Raw genomic sequence first — 19,041 nt, 5'->3', positions numbered from 1 at the left:
GTTGGGTCCGTGCGAGCCGAAGCGGTCGTCGGGGCCTGACCTGGGTGGAGCGGAGGTCGGAGGCGGCGCGAGCCGCTCCCTGAGGATACGTGCGTCCGTCAGGACGCGAGCTGGAGCTTCAGGTCGGACAGCCGCGCCGAGACGGAGCCGTCGATGACCTCGTCGCCGACGTGCAGTCGCATGCCGCCCAGGAGGGAGGGGTCGACCAGGACGTTGACGGAGACCGGGCGGCCGTACTGGCGCGTGAGCGCCGAGCGGAGCCGGTCGAGCTGCTCGGGGTGCAGCGGAGCCGCGACCGAGACCGTGGCGAGGGTGAAGCCGCCCTGGTCGGCGACGACGCCCGCCGCGAAGCGGACGAGCTCGGGGATGCGACGACCGCGCGGGTGCGCGATCAGCTGGCGGAGGATGGCGAGGGTCTCCGCGGAGGCCTTGCCCTCGAGGAGGCGCTGCACGAGCGCCACCTTCGAGTCCGCCGCGGCGAGCTTGCTGCCGAGCGCGAGCTCGAGCTGAGCATCCGACGCCACGACGGCGCCGAAGGTCTGCAGCTCGGTCTCGAGCGAGACGCCCTCCGGAGTGGCGGACGCGATCGCACGGACCCCGACCTCCTCGATCCCGGCGATCAGATCGCTCGGGCTCGACCAGCGGTGGCCCACGACGACGGTCAGCAGGCGCTTGGCCGGCTCACCGAAGGGTGCGAACACCCGGGCGACGAGGGCCTGTCTGCTGCCTGCGTCGGTGCTCGGGTCGGACAGGACCGTGCGCAGCTGCGCCTGCCCGTCGATGACCCGGGCCGCCTCGAAGAGCTGCTGGGCGGTGTCGAGGGACGCCTGGCCGCCGAGGGCGGAGAGCTCCGCCTTCGCCGACGCGAGTGCCTGCCTGGACGCGCTGCCCATCAGCTGTTCGCCTTCTCCGAGGCCTCGAGGTCGGCGAGGAAGCGGTCCACGATCGCGGACGCCTTCGCGTCGTCGTTGAGGCTCTCGCCGATGACACCGGAGGCGAGATCGATGGCGAGGGTTCCGACTTCGGAGCGCAGAGCGACGACGGCCGACTGGCGGTCCGCCTCGATCTGGGCGTGCGCGTTCTGGAGGATGCGCTCGGCCTCGACCTGCGCCTGCTCCTTCTTCGCCGCCACGATCGCGTTGCCGTCGGCGTTCGCCTTCTCGCGGATCACTCCGGCCTCGGCGCGGGCCTCGGCCAGCTGAGCGGTGTACTTCTCGAGTGCGATCTCAGCCTGTCGCTGGGCCTCGTCGGCCTTCGCGATGTTCCCCTCGATCGCGGCGGAGCGCGCGTCGAGCATCGTCTGGATGCGCGGCAGGACCAGCCTCCAGAAGAAGAACAGCAGGATGAGGAAGATCACCCCCGACCAGAAGAAGTCGTAGAACTCCGGGATCAGAATGACCGCGGGGACGTCACCTTCTTCCGCAGCGATGTTCACAGCGGTGCTGAACACGACTACGCCGCGAAGATGAAGTAGGTGGCGAGACCGATGAGCGCGAGCACCTCGGTGAACGCGATGCCGAGGAACATCGTGGTCTGGAGGCGGCCGGCCATCTCGGGCTGGCGCGCCATGGCCTCGACGGTCTTGCCCGCGACGATGCCGACACCGATGCCGGGGCCGATCGCTGCGAGGCCGTAACCGACCGTCGCGATGTTGCCGGTGAGTTCGGCGAGAACGGTGACTGAGTCCACGAGTGGGTCCTTTCAGTGGGGTGATCGTGTGAACGGGCGGGAGCCCGTGAGTAGTGGGGTCAGTGCTCCTCGGCGACGGCCAACTGGATGTAGACCGCAGCGAGGAGAGTGAAGATGTAGGCCTGCAGCACGGCGACCAGCAGCTCGAAGAGCGTGAAGGCGCCGCCGAAGGCGAAGGTCACGACACCGAAGAGCTTGAAGCCCGGGTCGATCTGCGAGCTGAAGAGGAAGAACTGCGTGGCCGAGAAGCACAGCACCAGGAGCAGGTGCCCGACGATCATGTTCATCACGAGCCGCAGCGCGAGCGAGAGCGGACGGATGATGAACGTCTGCAGCAGCTCGATCGGCGTGAGGATGAAGTAGATCAGGAACGGGGCTCCGGGCGGGAAGAGGGCGTTCTTGAAGAAGCCCATCCCCCGGTCCTTGATCCCGGCGTAGATGAAGGTGACGTACGCGACCAGGCCGAGGAAGAGGGGCATGCCCACGACCGACGTTCCCGCGATGTTCAGGAACGGGACGATGCCGGTGAGGTTCATCGCGATGATCGCGAAGAAGATCGTCACCAGGATCGGCAGGAAGCGGCGCGCGTCCTTCTCGCCGAGGATGTCCTTCGCGATCGTCACGCGGACGAAGTCGAAGGCCATCTCCACGACGCTCTGGAAGCGTCCCGGGACGATGCGCATCTTGCGCGTCCCGAGGTAGAAGAACAGCATCAGTGCGATGACCGCGATGAAGCGGACCAGCATGACGCGGTTGATCTCGAAAGGGGTTCCCTCGAAGAGGAAACCGGGCGGGAAGAACTCGGAGATCGACGGGGTGTGGAAGTCACTCTCACCGGTCGAGGACGAGACCAACAGGGTCACAGCGTTAGCAAACAGCGCTAGCTCCTGGAATTCGGGGCGTGGCACGTGGCAGGCGAACGACGTGAATCGTTCGGACGCAACGCTCTCGCGACGACGAAAGGTGGGGTATTCCGCTCGGACGGCGTTCGCACTCGGCGGTCGACATCAACGATGAGACGACCTGAGGACGGGCACACGTCGCCTGCGGGGATTGGACCCTACTGTAGCAACAGAACGGCCTGAGAGCCGAATCGTGATCCTCTCAGACGCCACTCGGGCGGCGCTCATCGGGCGATGTCGCTGACGTTCGCCATGCGCGAGCGCGAGACGACGAGGACGTCGATCACGAGCGAGCCGAGGACCGCCGCGATGATCGTGACGAACATCGCGGTGCTGTTCAGCCACGGCTGGTCGCGCAGCACGAGGGCCGCGATCACGAAGAGGACGAACTTCGCGAGCCAGGTGCCGAGCACCACGGCGAAGAAGCCGCCGATGTCCATCCGGTTGGCGACGAGGATGCTGGCGGCGGTGAGCGCCACCATGGCCCCGCCGACGACGGCGCCGATCAGGGCGCCGACGGCGCCCTCCCCGCCGGCGGCGAGGAAGCCGACGATCGCGCCGACGACGGCCAGAGCGAGGACGAAGACGCCGCCGACGGCGAGCGTGCGCCGGAGGACGGGCACCGAGGCGGGCTGGGGGCGGGGGGCGGCCGGGGAGGCTCCGGTCATGATGCTTCTTTCCGCGCCTGGTGCGGCGCTGTCGTGTCGCGACCGAGCGGGAGCCCGATCGGCGGACGGCGCGTGTCGGACTCGGACGCGCGGTCGAGGGGGTCGAGGACGGGGGACGCCTCCGCCGACTGCGCCGCCGCCTCGAGCCGCTTGCGGCGGCTGAGCGGGAGGAGCGTGACGACGGTGCAGGCGAGCAGCCCGATGGCGAGGAAGGCGAGCGGCACCCAGAGGACGTCGACGACGAACATCAGCAGGCAGCTGAAGGCGACGACCGCCGTCCAGGCGTAGAAGATCAGCACGGCATGCAGGTGCGAGTGCCCCATGTCGAGCAGCCGGTGGTGCAGGTGCTTGCGGTCGGCACTGAACGGCGACTTGCCCGCACGCAGCCGCCGGATCACCGCGAGGCCGAAGTCCATCAGCGGGACGACCAGGATGGCGAACGGCAGGATGATCGGGATGAACGCGGGCAGCAGCTCCTTCGCCGCGAGCTGCGAGGGGTCGATCTGGCCGGTGACGGCGATCGCGGAAGTCGCCATCAGCATGCCGACGAGCAGCGCTCCCCCGTCGCCCATGAACATCTTCGCCGGGCGCCAGTTGATCGGCAGGAAGCCCGCGCAGGCGCCGACGAGGACGACCGCGATCAGCGAGGCCAGGTTGAAGTAGTCCGTCGGCGACGTCTGCTGCACCAGCAGGTAGCTGTAGAGGAAGAACACGCCGTTGGCGATCAGCGCCACGCCGGCGACGAGGCCGTCGAGGCCGTCGATGAAGTTCAGCGCGTTGGTCACGAGCACGATCGCCAGCACGGTGATGATCAGCGACATCCAGGGCGAGCCGACGGTGAGGCCGCCGATCGGCAGCGAGACGATCTGCACGCCCTTCCAGGCGATCAGGCCCGCGGCGATCATCTGCCCGGCGAGCTTCGTCGTCCAGTCCAGGTCCCAGATGTCGTCGGCGACGCCGATCAGGACGATCAGGAGGCTCGCGCCGAGGATCGCGAGGATCGGCTCGGGGTTGGCGAACACCAGCCGGAAGTAGGGCAGCTGCGAGGCGATGCCGAAGCCGACGAGGATCCCGAGGAACATGGCGATCCCGCCCAGGCGCGGGGTCGGCCGGGTGTGCATGTCGCGCACCCGGATCGCCGGGTAGAGCCGGTACCGCAGGCTGAGCTTCCAGATGACCCACGACAGCCCGCAGGTCACGACCGCGACCGCGAGCGAGACCAGGACGAAGGTGATCATCGGCTACTCACCCGGGGTGGAGTCGGGGCGCGCGGTGCCGCTCGCCGCCGGCTCGTCCTGCACCTGAGCGCGCGACGCCCAGTCCGGTCGCGCCGTGGGAGCGGGCTGCTCCTCGGCGGCGACGGGCTCGTCGTCCTCGACGGTCGGGTCGCTGAGCTCGGTGGAGGCGTCGTAGGACGCGACCGGTGCGGGCGCCTCGGGCTCCTCGGCCGTGGCGACGCCGTCGAGGAGGAGGTCGCCGACGACCTCGCGGATGCTCTCGGCCGAGACGACGCCCTGGCGGAGGATGCGCAGGGTGCCGCCCTCGAAGCTGAGCGCGGTCGCGTCGACGATGGTGGAGGACTCGCTGGCGCCGACCGGGCGGTCGCTGTAGCGGCTGCCGGCGGTGCCCGCGTCGAGGTAGACGTCGACGGAGTCGCCGAGCTGGTCGAGCGCCTCCTGGGCGGTGGCGGCGGACGGGCGGCCGGTGCGGTTGGCGGAGGAGACCGCGAGCGGCCCCGTCTCGGCGAGGAGCTCGAGGGTGACCGGGTTGTCGGGCATCCGGAGGGCGACGGTGCCCCGTGTCTCGCCCAGGTCCCAGACGAGGGAGGGCTGCGCGTGCAGCACGATCGTGAGCCCACCCGGCCAGAAGGCCTTCGCCAGCTCGCGGACGGCCTCGGGCACGTTCTCCGCGAGGGCGTCGAGCGCGGCCACGTCGCCGATCAGCACGGGCGGCGGCGACTGCCGGGTGCGCCCCTTCGCGTCGAGCAGGCGCTGCACCGCCGCGGCATCGAACGCGTTGGCCGCGATCCCGTAGACCGTGTCGGTCGGCAGGACGACGAGCTCGCCCCGGCCGATCGCGGTGCGCGCGAGACGGGTGCCGGTCAGGAGGTCCGTGTCGACGGAGCAGTCGTAGATGCGTGACATAACGCCGCAATGATACGGGACCACCGGTGGCGACCACTCGGAGGGCGCGCACCGCTCCGGCGGACGGCTCCTGCAGGAAGGGACCGCGCCGAGAGGGGGCCCGCTGCACGGAAGCGGGCGATCCGCGCCCCGGGACGCGCCACGCGGGGCGGGGTGGAACGGGGCGTCCTACCGTGTCCCGGCGGCTCGCCTGCCGTCGTGATCCCCGATCGGGAGGCTCCCTCGATGGACCGGACGTCCTGCTGCGCGACGGAGTCCGGGGCTCCACGCCCCGGAGCTCGATGATCCACCGCGTCGCCGCACTGCTGCGCTCCCCGACAGCGCAGAGCTCCTCGAACGCCGCCCTCGAGCGGCTCGTCTCCCGCGGCACGAGCGCGGTGGTCGGCCTCGTCGTCGCCGTCCACGTGTCGCCCGCGGAGGCAGGCGTGTACGCGATGGCGTTCCTCGCGCTCTCCCTCCTGCAGGAGATCGGGTAGAACACGGTGCGCCCGCTCGGCGTCGCGATGTGGCGGAGGGAGGGAGGTGCGCGCCAGCTCCGTCGCGCCGCCGCCGTCGTCTCCGTCGGCGGCGCGACGGCGATGGCGGTCGCGATCGGCCTGCTCTGGGCCCTGTCGGCGGCGTCCGCCGCGCAGGCCGTCGCCCTCCTGCCGTTCGTCGCCGTCGCCGCGCTCCACGGAGCGATCCTGCCCGCACTGACCCGGGCGCAGTTCGACGGACGCTGGGCCTCGATCGCGCGGGGCCAGGCCCTCGGCAGCATCGCCTCGATCGTCGTCTGCGTCCCGCTCGCTCCCGTCCTCGGCATCGCGGCGGGATCGCTCCAGACCGGCGTGACCGAGGGGATCCTCCTCCTCCTGCTCTCGAGACGGGGGACACTGCCGGCTCCCGACCTGCCACGTCGGCCGATGCTCAGGGACTACGTGATCCCCACCCTGCAGAGCAACGTCTTCGGCTGGCTGCAGGGCCAGTCCGAGCGGATCGTCCTCTCCGCCCTCGGTGGAGCCACGACACTCGGCCTCTACTCGATCGCGAGTCAGATCGCGCGCGCCGTCTCGGACGCCGTCGTCCTCGGACTCGCGAACGTCCTCCGCGCCCGGGTGGCGAACTCCCGGACGGACGAGGAGCGGCGCGCAGTGCTCCGATCCGTCGTGATGCAGGCGGCGGTCGGCGCCCTGGTCGTCCAGACGACGATGGTCGCCCTGGATCTCCTCGTCCTCGGACGCGTCCTCGACTCCTCCTGGCATCCCGCCCTGCTGATCGTGCCGATCCTCTCCGTCTCCTCCGCGCCGATCGCCTGCCTGTGGTGCGCCTCGTCGTACCTGATCGTGCAGGGCCGCGCGAGCGTGCTCGTCCCCTGGCACTGGATCGGCGTCGCTCTCAGCATCGGAGCCGGATTCACCGTCGCCGCCGACCTGCTCGCGGGAGCGTGCGCCGCCGTCCTCCGCGACGCCGTCGCCCTCGCCGGTCGCCTGCCGCACGTCGGGCAGGACATCGGCCGCTCCGGCCTCCTGCGCGTCTCCGGCTGCCTCGCGGCCGGCGTGCTCATCGGCGCCGCAGGCTTCTGCGCCGCGCTCCCCCGCTACAGCTGACCATCCGTGACACCCCCCGACCCCTGAGGCGACCCGCCATGACACCACCTCCCGCCGGCTCGCACCGCCGATCGCTCGCACGGTCTCCACGACGACCTCCGCCACTGCCGCGGCCCGGTCACCCGGAGGCCCCGCTCCCGGGCGGAGCGCCCGCGCAGCGCTCGAACGCCGTCTGGCTTCCCGCTCTGGCAGTCCTCCTGCTCGGCGCCGTGGTGGTGGCGGTCGTCACCGGCGAGCTCCGGATCCCGGCGCTCGCCGCTGCGGCGACCTGCGTGCTGATCGTCGCCCGCCTGCTCCCGCCGGCCGCCGCCCTGACGCTCGTGCTCGTCCTCTACGCGGTCGTCCCGTTCGACTACCTGGCGCTGCCCGCGCCGTTCCCGATCCTCAGTCCGATCATCGTCCTCGCGGCACTCCTGGCGATCGCGACCGGAGCTCCGCCACCGCACTGGCTCCGCAGGACCCGGCTGATGGCGCCGATCGCGTTCACGGTCTACGCACTGGTGATCCCCGTCCTCCGGCCGCAGGGGCAGATCGAGACGATCGTCTCCTGGACGGCCGTCGTCGTCATCGCGCTGATCGCCCTTCCGCTGTGGATGAGCGACCCCTCGGTCTTCCGGCCGCTGACCACCGCCCTCCTCGTCGTGTCGGTCGTCCTCGCGATCGTCGGGACGGTCGAGTTCACGACGCGGTCGAACCTCTACGCCGAGATCTTCGCCTCCGCTCCGTTCCCGCTCACGCAGAAGTGGAGCGTGTACCGGATCATGACGACGCTCGGGCACCCCCTGGTGAACGGCACCTTCTTCGCCTCGGTCGGGTCCCTCGCGTTCGGACTGGTCCTCAAGGGCGGACGGCCGGGTGCCCTCCTCGGCTTCGCGGCCTGCTGCGCCGGAGTGCTGCTCTCCGGATCGCGCAGCGCCGTGATCTCGATCGCTGTCGGCGTCCTGGTGGCGGGCGGCGTGACCGTCTTCCGCCTCACGGGCAGCCGGTTCATCAGACTGATCCTCGCGTTCGCTCCTCTCCTCGTGATCGTGTCGACCGTGGGCGCTCAGGCCCTCGACTCCCGCTCCGAGACGGAGGAGGGCGCACGGTCCGCGGACGTCCGCGACCTGGTCCTCCGGATCGGTCTGAAGGTGCTGCCGACGGAGTCGGGCGTCTTCGGCTCCGGAGGAGGACTGTCGGGGGTCGTCTTCGCGCAGAACGGCGGGGGGAACTACGTCCTCGAGAGCAGCCTGTGGCAGACGGTGTTCAGCTACGGGATCATCGGCACGACCTTCCTCGTGGCCCACCTCCTGATCGTCCTGATCTGCTCGATCGCCCGGGGTGCGGTGGCCGGCCCCGCGATGCTGGTCGCCTACCTGGTGGCGGCGTCGGCCTTCAACCTCCTCGAGTCGGCGCCGGCCTCTCTGATCATCCCGGCGCTCGCCCTCCTGCTGACCATCGCGGAAGCGCGGTCGGAACCGGCACCGCCGCGTGCCCTCCCGCCCGTCCCTCCGCACCGCGTCGGCCCCGGCGAGCGCCACTCGAGCAGCTCGGGCCCCGCTGCACCAGCAGCGCAGGACGGGCGCGCCGGAGCAGCCGGACCGGCGACGAGCCGGGTCGTTCCGGCCGCGCCGCGCCAAGAGCCCCGGAGACCGCGCCGCACGCCGCAGTGGCGGCGAGCGTCTTGGTAGCGTCCCGCGAGCCGCTGGACACCCCGCCCCCGGCGGACACCGAGGAGTGCTGATGACATCGACGCGCCGCTGGCTGGTCGCCACCACGGAGTACGCGGGGTTGACGCCCTACACCGGCGGAATCGGGCGCGGCTTCGCCTCGCTCCTGCCGGCGCTGGTGAGAGCCGGCGTCGAGGTCGACCTCGTCGTCCTCTCCTGCGATCCGCCTCTCGACGGCTTCGATCCCGAGGGCGTGCGGATCCTCGAGTACGTCCGGCTGCGCCGCCGGCCCGCTGTCGGCAGGCTCCTGCAACGGGCGCTCCACCTGCGCGCCCTCGTCCGCCGCTCCCGCTACGACGTGATCTTCCTCGCGGAGTGGGAGGGCCTGGGCGCGCTGCTCCCCCGGCACGCGCCGCTCGTGACGAACCTCGCGACCGGCTACCGCATCGCGGACTGGATCGCGGGCCGGTCGACGGAAGGGCGGACTCTCCGCACGCGCCTCCTGATCGGGCTCCAGAAATGCCTCGAGACCCGCCAGATGAGACGGTCGCTCGGACTCGTCCCGATCTCCCGCGCCGTCCGGGACTGGTACTCGACGCGGATCCCGGAGCTTCCGCCCTCGGTCGTCGTCCGCAACTGCATCGACGTGCCGACGGTGCAGCGGAGCGCGCGGTCCGGCGACCTCCCGGAGGGCTGGCCGCCCGGCCCGGGTCCCGTGGTGCTCTTCCTCAGCCGCATCGAGCGGCGCAAGGGCGTCGAGACCGCGATGCACGCCTTCGAGGCACTGGCCCGCACCCGTCCTGACGTCTCCTTCGTCTTCGCGGGAGCCTTCTGCTTCCTCGAGCCGACGGAGGCGGAGCTCCTCGGCACGGTCGCCGCCGAGCACCGCGACAGGTTCACGTTCCTCGGCCATGTCGGAGGCGACGAGGTGTTCGCCGCGATCAGGGCCGCCACCGTCGTGACCTGTCCCTCGCGCTGGGAGGGCTTCGGGAACGCGGCGCTCGAGGTCAAAGCGGTGGGTACCCCGCTCGTCGCCACCACCGGCAGCGGCTTCGACGACTTCTGCGAGGACGGCGTGGATGCGCTGTTGGTGCCTCGGGACGACCGCTCGGCGCTCAGCGAGGCGATCGGACGACTGCTCGACGAGCCCGAGCTCAGGGAGCGCCTCACCGCTCGCGCTGCGCGCGGGATCGGTGCCTTCACCGCGGACTCGGTGGCACCGGACCTGCTCGCGGCCGCCCAGCAGCTGCTCGAGGGCGCCGGCCGGGCGATCGGCGGGGCGAGCGCCTCGAACGGGCACCGATGACCCGCCCGAGCACGGCGCGTCCCCGCTCGGTCACGATCGGGGTTCCGGTCCACGGGGTCTCCGCGTACGTCGAGCGCTGCCTCTCCTCGCTGTGGGCGCTCGCGCTGCCGCCCGGATGCACGGTGGAGGTGATCATCGTCGACGACGCGAGCCCCGACGACTCGATGGTGAAGGTCCGCGCGTCGATCGCGGACGCGCCTCCGGCGTTCTCGGTGCTGGTGGTGACGCACGAGTCGAATCTCGGGCTCGCCGAGGTGCGGAACACGATCCTCGAGCGCGCCTCCGGAGACGCCGTCTGGTTCGTCGACTCCGACGACCACGTCCATCGGGACATGCTCGCGGCGATGGTCGATGCGATGTCCGGCGAGGTGGACGTCGTCGTCACCGGTCTGGTCGCCGTCGGCGAGTCGGGCGAGCGGCTGCCCGTCGGAGCGATGCCGTACACCGGGGGCCGCCTCTGGACGGGATGCGACGCCGCGGTCGAGCTCTTCGAGTTCCGGCTCTGGGCCTTCCTCTGGAACAAGCTCGTCCGGCGCGAGCTCTACGCCGGCCTCCGCTTCCCCCGCTCCCGCTCCTACGAGGACACGGCGCTGATGGCCGTCCTGCTCGCGCGTGCGCGCACGGTCTCGTTCGTCGATCGCGAGCTCTACGTCTACTCCGTCCGCCCCGGTGCGATCACGGACGGACTGCAGGTCGACCTCCTGGACCTCTCGAGGAACGTCCGTCACGTCGTGCGCCTGCTCGAGGCGGACTTCCCCCTGCTCGCCGCGCACCCCTCGGTCAGCTCCTACACGGCGCGGGTCGCCCACCTGTCGGCCCTGAACCACGTCGCCGAGCACCCGTCCGCGGGCGATGCCGGACGCACGATCGAGCGGGAGGTCTCGGCCGACGTCCGAGCGAGCGACGTCCTCCGCACCGTCCGCGACGGGCACCTCGCCGTCGCTGCCGCACTCGCTCTCATCGCCGTGTCGCCGAGCGCCTATGTGGGTCTTCGCCGCCGGTCGACGCTGACACGCATCCTGCGCCACCTGCGTCGATTCCGGCGCGTCTGACGCGGTCCGAGCGGCGCTGCGCGCCAGTTCCCCGACGAACACGCCCCTCCGGGTCGACGCCCGGTCCCGCGCGAATAGCGTCCCCGCCATGCCGAAATCCCTCGCCGTCATCGGCACGCGCGGCTACCCCAGCTACTACGGCGGCTTCGAGACCGCGGTCCGCCGGCTCGCCCCCCACCTCGTCGCCGCGGGCTGGGACGTCACCGTCTACGGGCGCCCCGGAGCGACCGTCGACGACGCCGAGGGCCGGGACCCGCGCGTCCGCACCGTCGTCACCTCCGGCTGGGACTCCCGGTCGCTGAGCACGCTGAGCCACGGGCTGAGCGCCACCCGCGACGCGGTGCGACGCGCTCCCGACGTCGCACTCGTCATGAACGCCGCGAACGGCCTCCTCCTCCCCCTGCTCGAGCGAGCCGGCATCCCCACCCTCGTGAACGTGGACGGCATGGAGTGGGAGCGGGAGAAGTGGGGGCCTCTCGCGCGGTCCGTCTTCCGGAGGGGCGCGCGGATGACCGCGGCGCACGCCACCGAGCTCGCCTTCGACTCGCACGAGATCGCCCGGCGCTGGGGCACCGACTTCCAGCGCGACGGCGTCTTCCTGCCCTACGGCGGCGACGTCCCGCCCGCCCTGCCCGTGGAGCCCGGGCTCCGGCACCGGTCGTACGCCCTCCTCGTCTCGCGGTTCGTGCCCGAGAACACCGTCGAGGAGTTCTTCGCCGCCGCTCCCGCGATCGCGCGCACCCACGACGTCGTCATCGTCGGCTCCACCGGCTGCGGCGGCGCGCTGGATCAGTGGGCCGCTCGCCTGGCGGCGTCCCACGAGCGCATCCACCACCTCGGTCACCTCCGCGACGACGCCCGGCTCTTCTCGCTCTGGCAGCACGCCGGCGCCTACTTCCACGGTCACAGCGTCGGCGGCACCAATCCCGCGCTGGTCCAGGCCATGGCCTGCGGCGCTCCGACGGTCGCCCGCGACACCGTCTACAACCGGGAGGTGCTCGGGGAGGGCGGCGTGTTCGTCGCACCGGACCCTCCGTCGATCGCCGCGGCGGTCCGGCGGATGCTCCTCTCCCCCGACGAGCAGTGCGCCGCGAGCGACGCGGCCCGCGAGCGCGCCCGCGAGCACTACACCTGGGGCTCGGTCTGCTCCGCCTACGAGGAGACCCTCGCCCGGCTGGTGGACGGCGCAACGACACGGTCGGCCCGTCCGCGCGCCCACCGCCGCCCGCTGGTGAGCCGGTGAGCGGGTCCGTCGGTCGGCGACGCCGTCCCCGCCCTCCGGCCGCGGTGTCCTGTCCGCGAACGATCCTGTTCCTCCATCCCTCCGACGAGACCTACGGCGCCGATCGGGTCCTCCTCGAGGCGCTGCGGGCGGTCCCCGAGGGCATGACGGCCGAAGTGTGGCTCCCGGACGACCTGGAATACCCCGCTCGCCCCCTCACCCGCCTGCTCGAGGAACGCGGTGTCACCGTGCGCCGCATGCCGCTGCCCGTGCTCCGGCGCGCCTATCTCCGGCCGCGCCACCTCCTCTCCTTCCTGCGGCGGACCGCAGCGACCGGCCGGGCGATCCGCGAGCTCGATCCGGCACTCGTCTACGTGAACACCGCCGCGCTCGCGCTCGTGCTGCCCGTCGCCCGCCTCCTCGGTGCACCGACCCTCCTGCATCTGCACGAGCACAGTCGAGGGATCGAGCGCCGGGTCCTCTGCCTGCTGTTCCGCTCGGCGGACCGCCTCGTCGTCGTGAGCCGAGCGGTCGCGGACACGCTGACCGCCTCGAACCGGAGACGTTCGACCGTCGTCCACAACGGATTCGAGAGCGCACCGCCGGTCCCGCTGCCGCAGGGAGACGAACTCGTCTTCGTCCTGGCGAGCAGGTGGAACGCGTGGAAGGGCCACGAGCACTTCCTCCGGGTGTGGAGTCGCCTCCAGCGCCGAGATGTGCGGCTGATCGTCCTCGGCGGGCCTCCGGTCTGCGGGGCCGGAGTGGACGTCCGCGGCATCGTGGCGGGCATGCGGAACGGCGAGTCCGTCGAGGTGCGCGGCGAGTGCGAGGACGTGCGGCGAGTGCTGGACGCGGCTCACGTCGTCGTCGTGCCCAGCACGTCGCCCGATCCCCTGCCGACGATCGCCCTGGAGGCCGCCGCAGCCGGACGAGCGGCCCTCGTCAGCCGCTCCGGCGGGCTGCCGGAGATCGTCCTGGACGGAGTGACCGGGCGCACGCTCGCCCCCGGCGCGGTGGAGGAGTGGGTCGCGGCCCTCGAGGGGCTGGATCGCGCCGCCGTCGAATCGTTCGGCCGGGCCGCGCACGAGCACTCCACGGCGGCCTTCTCGCGGACCGAGTTCGTGCGCCGCATCGGCGAGGAGCTCCGGGCGATGCTGCGATGACGCCGCCGAGACGCGCACTCGTCGTCGCGAGCCCGTACTCCGAGGGGGCGGCCAGGGCCCTGGTCGCCGGTGCGGCGTCCCGCGGGGCTCTGGCTGCGGAGATCCTTCCGCGGACGAGGCTCGTCGCTCTCGCCGCGTCGCTCCCCCTCCCGTCCGCTGCAGCCCGCACGACCTTCGGGCGGCGGATGCGCGTCCTCCGGGACGGCTACGCCGCGGCCCGTCCCCACCGGGTCGAGCGGGTGTCGCATCTGGCCGAGACGGTGCTCCGCGCGGGTCTCCGGCTGCCCTGTCCCGGTCTCGCGCTGCGGGCGTCCTACCTCTCGAAGGTCCTCTTCGACCGGGCGGCGGCTGCTGTCGAGCTCCCCGAGGGCGCGGTCGTGCTGGGCTTCCCGGGCGCCTGTTTCGCGCTCTTCCGCGCTCACCCCGACGCCCGGCGGGTCCTCCACGCCGTGGACGCGCATCCGCGCGCGCACAACGGCGAGCTCCTCCGGCACTTCTCCCGCCGCCGGACCTGGGACGAGCGCTACCCCGGGCGCCTCGTGCGCCGGATCGAGAAGGAGCTGCGGCTCGCCGACATCGTCCTCACGCCCTCGGCGATCGTCTCGGAGCAGATGGCCCGGTACGGCGTCGATCGCGCGAAGATCGTGCAGATCCCCTACGGCGTGAGCCTGACCGGCTTCACTCCCGACGGACCGTCCGTCGATCGCGACCCCGAGCGTCGACGAGTCGTCTGCGCGGCCCACCTCTCGCATCGCAAGGGGATCCCCCAGCTCCTCGACGCCCTTCGAGGGCTGCCGGTGGACCTCGTCCTGGCCGGCGGAGTCTTCGATCGGCGCCTGCTCCGCGGTGCCCCGCCGAACGTGATCGTCACCGGCCCGCTCTCCGCGGACGAGCTCGCGCGGGAGTTCCGGGCCGCCGACGCCTTCGTCCTCCCGACACTGGAGGACGCCTGCTCCCTGGTCGTCGCCGAAGCCGCGGCCTCCGGCCTCCCGGTGATCACGACCGACGCCAACGGTGCCTCCGCCCTTCTCGACCCGCGGCACAGCACGGTCCTGCCCGCGGGAGACGTCCTGGCGCTCCGGGAAGCGCTCAGCAGGGTGCAGACGCTCGATCGCGCGACCCGGCTGGCGATCGCGGAGTCGGCGCGCACCGCGGCGACGTCGATCACCGACTGGACTACCTACGCGGAGCGGGTGCTCGACGTCGTCCTCGCCGAAGAAGGGGCACGGGTCATGGGCGATCGGGCGGGCTGCGGTGCGCGGCACGGGCGGAACTGAGAGAATCTCTCGCAATAGCGAGCGCACCTCATCTTCTCGTGTACGGTGCTGTTCCTGTCCTCCTGCTCGAGGCGGCGCCGCTCTCGCCGCCCGCCTCTCGCTCCCGCCCCTCACCGAAGAAGAGACCACCGCCATGCTCCGACGCCTCGACGGCACCGAACCCCGGGTCATCGCCGTGACCGTGTCCACCGGAAAGCGCACGGCGACACTCGCCCGCGTCGTCGAGGCGGCGCTGCAGGCCGGCTCCGACTCGGTGCACGTCGTCTTCAGCGGCAACGGCGGCCAGGAGCGCGTGCTGCGCGGACTGCTCCCGGCGGGCCTCGACGCCCGCGTGAGCGCCACGGTCCTTCCGAACGACCTCGGCACCGCCGGCGGCTTCCGCGCCGCGATCGAGCACTGCCGGACGCAGGAGCTGGACTACGCCTGGCTCCTCGAGGACGACACCGCGCCGCGGCCGGACGCACTCGCCGTGCTGCTGGCCTCTCCCCTGGCGCTCGATCCGAGGGGCTGCCACGCGAGTCTGCGCGAGACCGACTTCTACCAGTCCCAGCTCGTCACTGGTCGACCCGCCGCCGAGGTGTTCCCGAGCCCCGGCCGGTTCCTGGACAACGACATGCGCCGGCTGCTCCAGCGCCGAGCCGGTGGCTCCTGCGGGGCGCGCCCACAGGAGCCGATCGTGGTTCCGATCGCGCCCTACGGCGGCCTGCTGGTCTCCCGGGCCGCGCTCGTCGAGGTGGAGCCGCCGCGTCAGGAGTTCGTGCTCCGGGGTGACGACCGGGACTGGACGCGGCGGATCACGCGGGCCGGCTTCACCCTCAACCTGCATCCCCTCAGCCGGATCGACGATCTCGACCGGTGCCGGAGCGCGGCCGAGCGCGCGTCGGCGACCGACGTGCTCCTGCACTCCTCGAACTCCCGAGAGCTCTACCTCGCCGTCCGGAACCGGACCGCCCTCGACCTCGAGCTGGCCCGGACGGAGGGGCGCCGCGGCGGCAGCGTCTTCGCGCTGAACCGCGGAATCTACTGCGCCGCGCTGGCGGCCCGGGGCCTGCGGTGGGGCCGGACCGCGACGACCCGCACGATCCTCCGCGGCGTCGTCGCGGGCAGCCGGGGGCGCTTCCTCTCCGTGCGCTGAGTCGTCGCCAGACCTCCGGGTCGGGCCGTCGATCCCCCGCGGCGGGCGGTCGGCTCCCCGGGCCGGGTCGCCGGGTCTCACGGTCGGGTCGCCGGGCCCGGGTCAGGCCGCCAGGAGGCCGAGCTCGACGAGCTCGTCGAGGAGCTGCTCGATCTCCGCGCGCCGGCCGTCGGCGAGCACGTCGCCGAGGTCGTCCGCGGTGTGGACGACAGCGGCGGCCCCTGCTCGCGAGCGCGCGTCCTGAGCGGAGAACCGCTCCCAGAGCAGCCGCGCCGCCCCCTGCAGCACGACCGGCTGCGCCCCCGCGGGGGCACCGAGGGGCAGGAGGTAGAGGCCCTGCGGGGTCGCCATCGCCGCCACGCGGGACCCCGTCGCGGACGGCCCGCAGGTCGTCCGCGCGCCGTCGACGACGAGCCCTGTGGCCTGAGCCGTCCGCTCGGTGACGGGCGTCGGCGCGGGAGCTCCGCCGACGGGAGCGGTTCTCCCGGACGCGAGTCCCGGAGCAGCGGCAGGGTCGGCGTCCACCCGGGAGGCGCGGCGCACGGCGACGAGGTCCCGGAGCGCGGGCAGGAGCGCACGAGTCGCGGCGACGAAGCGCCGCGCACGGATCGCCAGGCGGGCGGAGGCGGTCGGCGGGAGCAGAGGGTGGTCGATCACGAGGTCCCGGAAGGCGGGGTGGAGCGCTCGCCGGAGCAGGACGAGACGCTCCGCGAGCGTCGGCGCCTGGTCGATCGCCAGCAGCCAGTCGGCCGTCCTGCTCGGTCGACGGGTGCGCAGCCGCCAGAGCGCGTACTGCCGACTCGGCCGGGCGGGCAGCGCGACGCTCGCGCCGATCCGCGCGAGGAAGGGGGCGATCGGCTCCAGGCAGCCGAGCTCCGCGGCTCGAGCGACCACCGCCTCCTCCCTGCCCCGGGCCGCCACCACCGCGACGAGCTCCTCGAACTCCTCCTCGCTCCGCTGCTGATACGGCGAGCGCAGGCTGTGCAGGGCGGAGACGACGACGGACGTGTCGAAGCCGATCGCCCGCACCGGCACTCCGGCGACGACCACCTCGCAGCGGGTCCGCCAGAGCACCTCGAAGGCGAGGTGCGGATCGACGAAGAAGCCGGGCCAGCTGGTGTGCACGTCGATGTCGCAGGGCCAGGAAGCGTGGAGGAGGGTGACCGAGTGGGTCACGAACGCCCGGTGCGCGGCGGACCCCGGCCGGACCGACCAGCCGCGCTCGCCGAGCAGGGTGAGGAGGCGGTCCGCATCGCCCGGGGCGACCAGGACGTCCGCGTCGCTGGAGGGATGGGGACGGCGGATCCGGTGCGCATCGGCGATCGGGCCCTTGAGGAACAGGGCGCGGATCCCCGCGCCGCGGACGAGGTCGTCCACGAGGGCGTGGACGAGGCCGACGGCGGCGGCGAGCGGGAGGTCGACGGTGGGTCGCATGATGGCTGCTGCCCCTCTCCGTCGTGGCACGAATTCGCACCGCAGAACACCGTAGGAGCCGTTGATCGGAGAATTCCGCCTCGGCGCATTAAGCGGTCAATTGTGGTCGCGGAACATCACCCGGACGGGGGGAAACCACCTTCTCGAGAGCGTGCGGGACCGTCCGACTGCCCGCTCGGCGTGCGGTAACGTCCCAAAGGGAAGCCCCTGTCCCCCCTTCTTTTCCCCAACTCGTAACAGGAGCACTCGTGCGAATCCTCGTCACCGGCGGAGCCGGCTTCATCGGCAGCAACTTCGTCCACCTGACCCTCCGCGAGCGGCCCGACGCGCAGATCACCGTGCTGGACAAGCTCACCTACGCGGGCAACCGCGCCTCCCTCGCCCCGGTCGCCGATCGGATCACGTTCGTCGAGGGCGACATCGCCGACGCCGAGCTGGTCGACCGGCTGGTCGCCGACACCGACCTGGTCGTGCACTTCGCCGCGGAGTCGCACAACGACAACTCGCTGAACGATCCGACGCCGTTCCTCGAGACCAACATCATCGGCACCTTCACGCTGCTGCAGGCCGTGCGGAAGCACGACGTCCGCTACCACCACATCTCGACCGACGAGGTCTACGGCGACCTCGAGCTCGACGACCCGGCGAAGTTCACGGAGCAGACGCCCTACAACCCCTCCAGCCCCTACTCCTCGACCAAGGCCGGCAGCGACCTGCTGGTGCGCGCATGGGTCCGCTCCTTCGGCGTGAAGGCGACCATCTCGAACTGCTCGAACAACTACGGGCCGTACCAGCACGTCGAGAAGTTCATCCCCCGGCAGATCACGAACGTCATCGACGGCGTCCGGCCCAAGCTCTACGGCGCCGGCGAGAACGTCCGCGACTGGATCCACGTCGACGACCACAACAGCGGCGTGTGGGCGATCATCGAGCGCGGTGCGCTCGGCGAGACGTACCTCATCGGCGCGGATGGCGAGAAGAACAACCTCGAGGTCGTGACCCTGATCCTGGAGGAGTTCGGCCAGGGCGCCGACGCCTTCGACCACGTCACCGACCGGCCCGGCCACGACCTCCGCTACGCGATCGACTCCACGCGCCTGCGGACGGAGCTGGGCTGGGAGCCGCGCTACACGGACTTCGAGTCGGGCCTCGCCGCGACGGTGCAGTGGTACCGCGAGAACGAGGACTGGTGGCGTCCGCAGAAGGCGGCGACCGAGGCGAAGTACTCGGCGCAGATCAGCACCACCCCGTAGCGCCCGGCGCTGCTGAGGGCCGCGGCCGTCGTCTCAGGACGGCGGCAGATTCTGGGCGCCTGAAGACGACGCTATGCAGTTCCGGGACCGTCAGGCGTCGCGCAAGCACGGCTCGTGAACCGTGTTCGCTGGACCCGATGGGGAGCCGTTGCTCACGTCACCCGGACGGCGAATCGAATCTCGAAGGGAGCGCATCCTGCCCTCCACTGGGTCAACGCGCTCCCGACCCTCCGCTCCCCCGCGGCTGCGCCTGTCGCCGACGGCAGAGGCCAGTACTGAGAGGTGGCCGACGCGTTGCACTGCTCACACTTGTCCTCGCCGGGGCGCTAGCGGCCGGACTGGTACAAATCGGGGACGCTCCAACCTTTGCGGCTGGCTCCGCCACCGCCCTTGGGCACCCGCGAGAGCGACTCCCCCGCATCGACGCCGATCGGCACCAGGAACACGTTGACCCCGACGACGGGCAGCGGCGGGGCTTTCACGCGGCAGTCGACCGCCGGGGGCGCCGAGAGCTTCTTCACGGCAACCGCCGGCGCCTGGACGGAGGACAAGTACAGCTCT

General features: G+C 71.9%; 19 protein-coding genes. 10 read left to right on the top strand and 9 right to left on the bottom strand.

All coding sequences use genetic code 11. From position 1 onward, the window contains the following. Positions 1 to 98 precede the first annotated feature (98 nt). The 7 genes from MT355_RS06690 to MT355_RS06660 form a co-directional block, all read right to left on the bottom strand. Positions 99 to 893, bottom strand: a complete 795-nt coding sequence (locus tag MT355_RS06690) for a F0F1 ATP synthase subunit delta (RefSeq protein ID WP_243598965.1) — start codon at positions 891 to 893, stop codon at positions 99 to 101. Then, entirely contained in the window at positions 893 to 1,450 is a 558-nt protein-coding gene (locus MT355_RS06685) for a F0F1 ATP synthase subunit B (protein WP_243582674.1), read from the bottom strand. The genes MT355_RS06690 and MT355_RS06685 overlap by 1 nt, the downstream gene beginning before the upstream one ends. A 2-nt stretch (positions 1,451 to 1,452) precedes the next feature. Then, positions 1,453 to 1,689, bottom strand: coding sequence for an ATP synthase F0 subunit C (locus tag MT355_RS06680; protein ID WP_055794702.1), 237 nt, complete (start codon positions 1,687 to 1,689; stop codon positions 1,453 to 1,455). A 59-nt stretch (positions 1,690 to 1,748) separates the two neighbouring features. After that, positions 1,749 to 2,552 (bottom strand): F0F1 ATP synthase subunit A, encoded by an 804-nt coding sequence (gene atpB / locus MT355_RS06675; RefSeq protein ID WP_123445503.1) that lies wholly within the window; start codon positions 2,550 to 2,552, stop codon positions 1,749 to 1,751. Between the two features lie 263 nt (positions 2,553 to 2,815). Continuing rightward, positions 2,816 to 3,259 (bottom strand): hypothetical protein, encoded by a 444-nt coding sequence (locus tag MT355_RS06670; protein ID WP_243598964.1) that lies wholly within the window; start codon positions 3,257 to 3,259, stop codon positions 2,816 to 2,818. Next, positions 3,256 to 4,497, bottom strand: coding sequence for an MraY family glycosyltransferase (locus tag MT355_RS06665; RefSeq protein ID WP_243598963.1), 1,242 nt, complete (start codon positions 4,495 to 4,497; stop codon positions 3,256 to 3,258). Before MT355_RS06665 ends, MT355_RS06670 begins: the two co-directional genes overlap by 4 nt. Before the next feature lie 3 nt (positions 4,498 to 4,500). Beyond that, positions 4,501 to 5,403, bottom strand: a complete 903-nt coding sequence (locus MT355_RS06660) for an L-threonylcarbamoyladenylate synthase (RefSeq protein WP_243598962.1) — start codon at positions 5,401 to 5,403, stop codon at positions 4,501 to 4,503. A gap of 281 nt (positions 5,404 to 5,684) precedes the next feature. Here MT355_RS06660 and MT355_RS06655 point away from each other — a divergent pair, with 281 nt between their 5' ends. The 9 genes from MT355_RS06655 (at position 5,685) to MT355_RS06615 (ending at position 15,793) form a co-directional block, all read left to right on the top strand. Beyond that, positions 5,685 to 5,879 (top strand): hypothetical protein, encoded by a 195-nt coding sequence (locus MT355_RS06655; RefSeq protein ID WP_243598961.1) that lies wholly within the window; start codon positions 5,685 to 5,687, stop codon positions 5,877 to 5,879. A gap of 6 nt (positions 5,880 to 5,885) precedes the next feature. Continuing rightward, positions 5,886 to 6,989, top strand: coding sequence for an oligosaccharide flippase family protein (locus tag MT355_RS06650; protein ID WP_243598960.1), 1,104 nt, complete (start codon positions 5,886 to 5,888; stop codon positions 6,987 to 6,989). 215 nt (positions 6,990 to 7,204) lie between these two features. Further along, positions 7,205 to 8,659, top strand: coding sequence for a hypothetical protein (locus MT355_RS06645; protein ID WP_243598959.1), 1,455 nt, complete (start codon positions 7,205 to 7,207; stop codon positions 8,657 to 8,659). A gap of 52 nt (positions 8,660 to 8,711) precedes the next feature. After that, entirely contained in the window at positions 8,712 to 9,944 is a 1,233-nt protein-coding gene (locus MT355_RS06640; RefSeq protein ID WP_243598958.1) for a glycosyltransferase family 4 protein, read from the top strand. After that, entirely contained in the window at positions 9,941 to 10,996 is a 1,056-nt protein-coding gene (locus MT355_RS06635) for a glycosyltransferase family 2 protein (protein ID WP_243598957.1), read from the top strand. The genes MT355_RS06640 and MT355_RS06635 overlap by 4 nt, the downstream gene beginning before the upstream one ends. A gap of 88 nt (positions 10,997 to 11,084) precedes the next feature. After that, entirely contained in the window at positions 11,085 to 12,239 is a 1,155-nt protein-coding gene (locus tag MT355_RS06630) for a glycosyltransferase (protein WP_243598956.1), read from the top strand. 44 nt (positions 12,240 to 12,283) lie between these two features. Next, complete coding sequence (locus MT355_RS06625) at positions 12,284 to 13,381, top strand: glycosyltransferase family 4 protein (protein ID WP_243598955.1); 1,098 nt, start codon at positions 12,284 to 12,286, stop codon at positions 13,379 to 13,381. After that, entirely contained in the window at positions 13,378 to 14,658 is a 1,281-nt protein-coding gene (locus MT355_RS06620; RefSeq protein ID WP_243598954.1) for a glycosyltransferase family 4 protein, read from the top strand. The genes MT355_RS06625 and MT355_RS06620 overlap by 4 nt, the downstream gene beginning before the upstream one ends. 133 nt (positions 14,659 to 14,791) lie before the next feature. After that, a complete protein-coding gene (locus tag MT355_RS06615) occupies positions 14,792 to 15,793 on the top strand; it encodes a glycosyltransferase (RefSeq protein WP_243598953.1) in 1,002 nt (333 codons plus the stop codon). A gap of 102 nt (positions 15,794 to 15,895) precedes the next feature. On the opposite strand, the gene MT355_RS06610 is transcribed toward MT355_RS06615, so the two are convergent. Further along, on the bottom strand, positions 15,896 to 17,227 hold the full coding sequence (locus MT355_RS06610) for a nucleotidyltransferase family protein (protein WP_243598952.1): 1,332 nt from the start codon (positions 17,225 to 17,227) through the stop codon (positions 15,896 to 15,898). A gap of 248 nt (positions 17,228 to 17,475) precedes the next feature. Here MT355_RS06610 and rfbB point away from each other — a divergent pair, with 248 nt between their 5' ends. Then, positions 17,476 to 18,480: a dTDP-glucose 4,6-dehydratase gene (gene rfbB / locus MT355_RS06605; RefSeq protein ID WP_243598951.1), complete on the top strand. Its 1,005-nt coding sequence runs from the start codon at positions 17,476 to 17,478 to the stop codon at positions 18,478 to 18,480. A 326-nt stretch (positions 18,481 to 18,806) separates the two neighbouring features. Here rfbB and MT355_RS06600 read toward each other — a convergent pair whose 3' ends face one another. Further along, positions 18,807 to 19,031, bottom strand: coding sequence for a hypothetical protein (locus tag MT355_RS06600; protein WP_243598950.1), 225 nt, complete (start codon positions 19,029 to 19,031; stop codon positions 18,807 to 18,809). Between the last annotated feature and the right edge of the window lie 10 nt (positions 19,032 to 19,041).

This window comes from Rathayibacter sp. VKM Ac-2929 (assembly GCF_022815495.1).
Classification (GTDB): domain Bacteria; phylum Actinomycetota; class Actinomycetes; order Actinomycetales; family Microbacteriaceae; genus Rathayibacter; species Rathayibacter festucae.
This window is presented reverse-complemented; position numbering and strand designations above follow the sequence as displayed.

Coding starts and splice junctions, on each gene's coding strand:
- MT355_RS06690 (WP_243598965.1), bottom strand. CDS start 893: ATGGGCAGCGCGTCCAGGCAGGCACTCGCGTCGGCGAAGGCGGAGCTC.
- MT355_RS06670 (WP_243598964.1), bottom strand. CDS start 3,259: ATGACCGGAGCCTCCCCGGCCGCCCCCCGCCCCCAGCCCGCCTCGGTG.
- MT355_RS06665 (WP_243598963.1), bottom strand. CDS start 4,497: ATGATCACCTTCGTCCTGGTCTCGCTCGCGGTCGCGGTCGTGACCTGC.
- MT355_RS06660 (WP_243598962.1), bottom strand. CDS start 5,403: ATGTCACGCATCTACGACTGCTCCGTCGACACGGACCTCCTGACCGGC.
- MT355_RS06655 (WP_243598961.1), top strand. CDS start 5,685: ATGATCCACCGCGTCGCCGCACTGCTGCGCTCCCCGACAGCGCAGAGC.
- MT355_RS06640 (WP_243598958.1), top strand. CDS start 8,712: ATGACATCGACGCGCCGCTGGCTGGTCGCCACCACGGAGTACGCGGGG.
- MT355_RS06635 (WP_243598957.1), top strand. CDS start 9,941: ATGACCCGCCCGAGCACGGCGCGTCCCCGCTCGGTCACGATCGGGGTT.
- MT355_RS06630 (WP_243598956.1), top strand. CDS start 11,085: ATGCCGAAATCCCTCGCCGTCATCGGCACGCGCGGCTACCCCAGCTAC.
- MT355_RS06620 (WP_243598954.1), top strand. CDS start 13,378: ATGACGCCGCCGAGACGCGCACTCGTCGTCGCGAGCCCGTACTCCGAG.
- MT355_RS06615 (WP_243598953.1), top strand. CDS start 14,792: ATGCTCCGACGCCTCGACGGCACCGAACCCCGGGTCATCGCCGTGACC.
- MT355_RS06610 (WP_243598952.1), bottom strand. CDS start 17,227: ATGCGACCCACCGTCGACCTCCCGCTCGCCGCCGCCGTCGGCCTCGTC.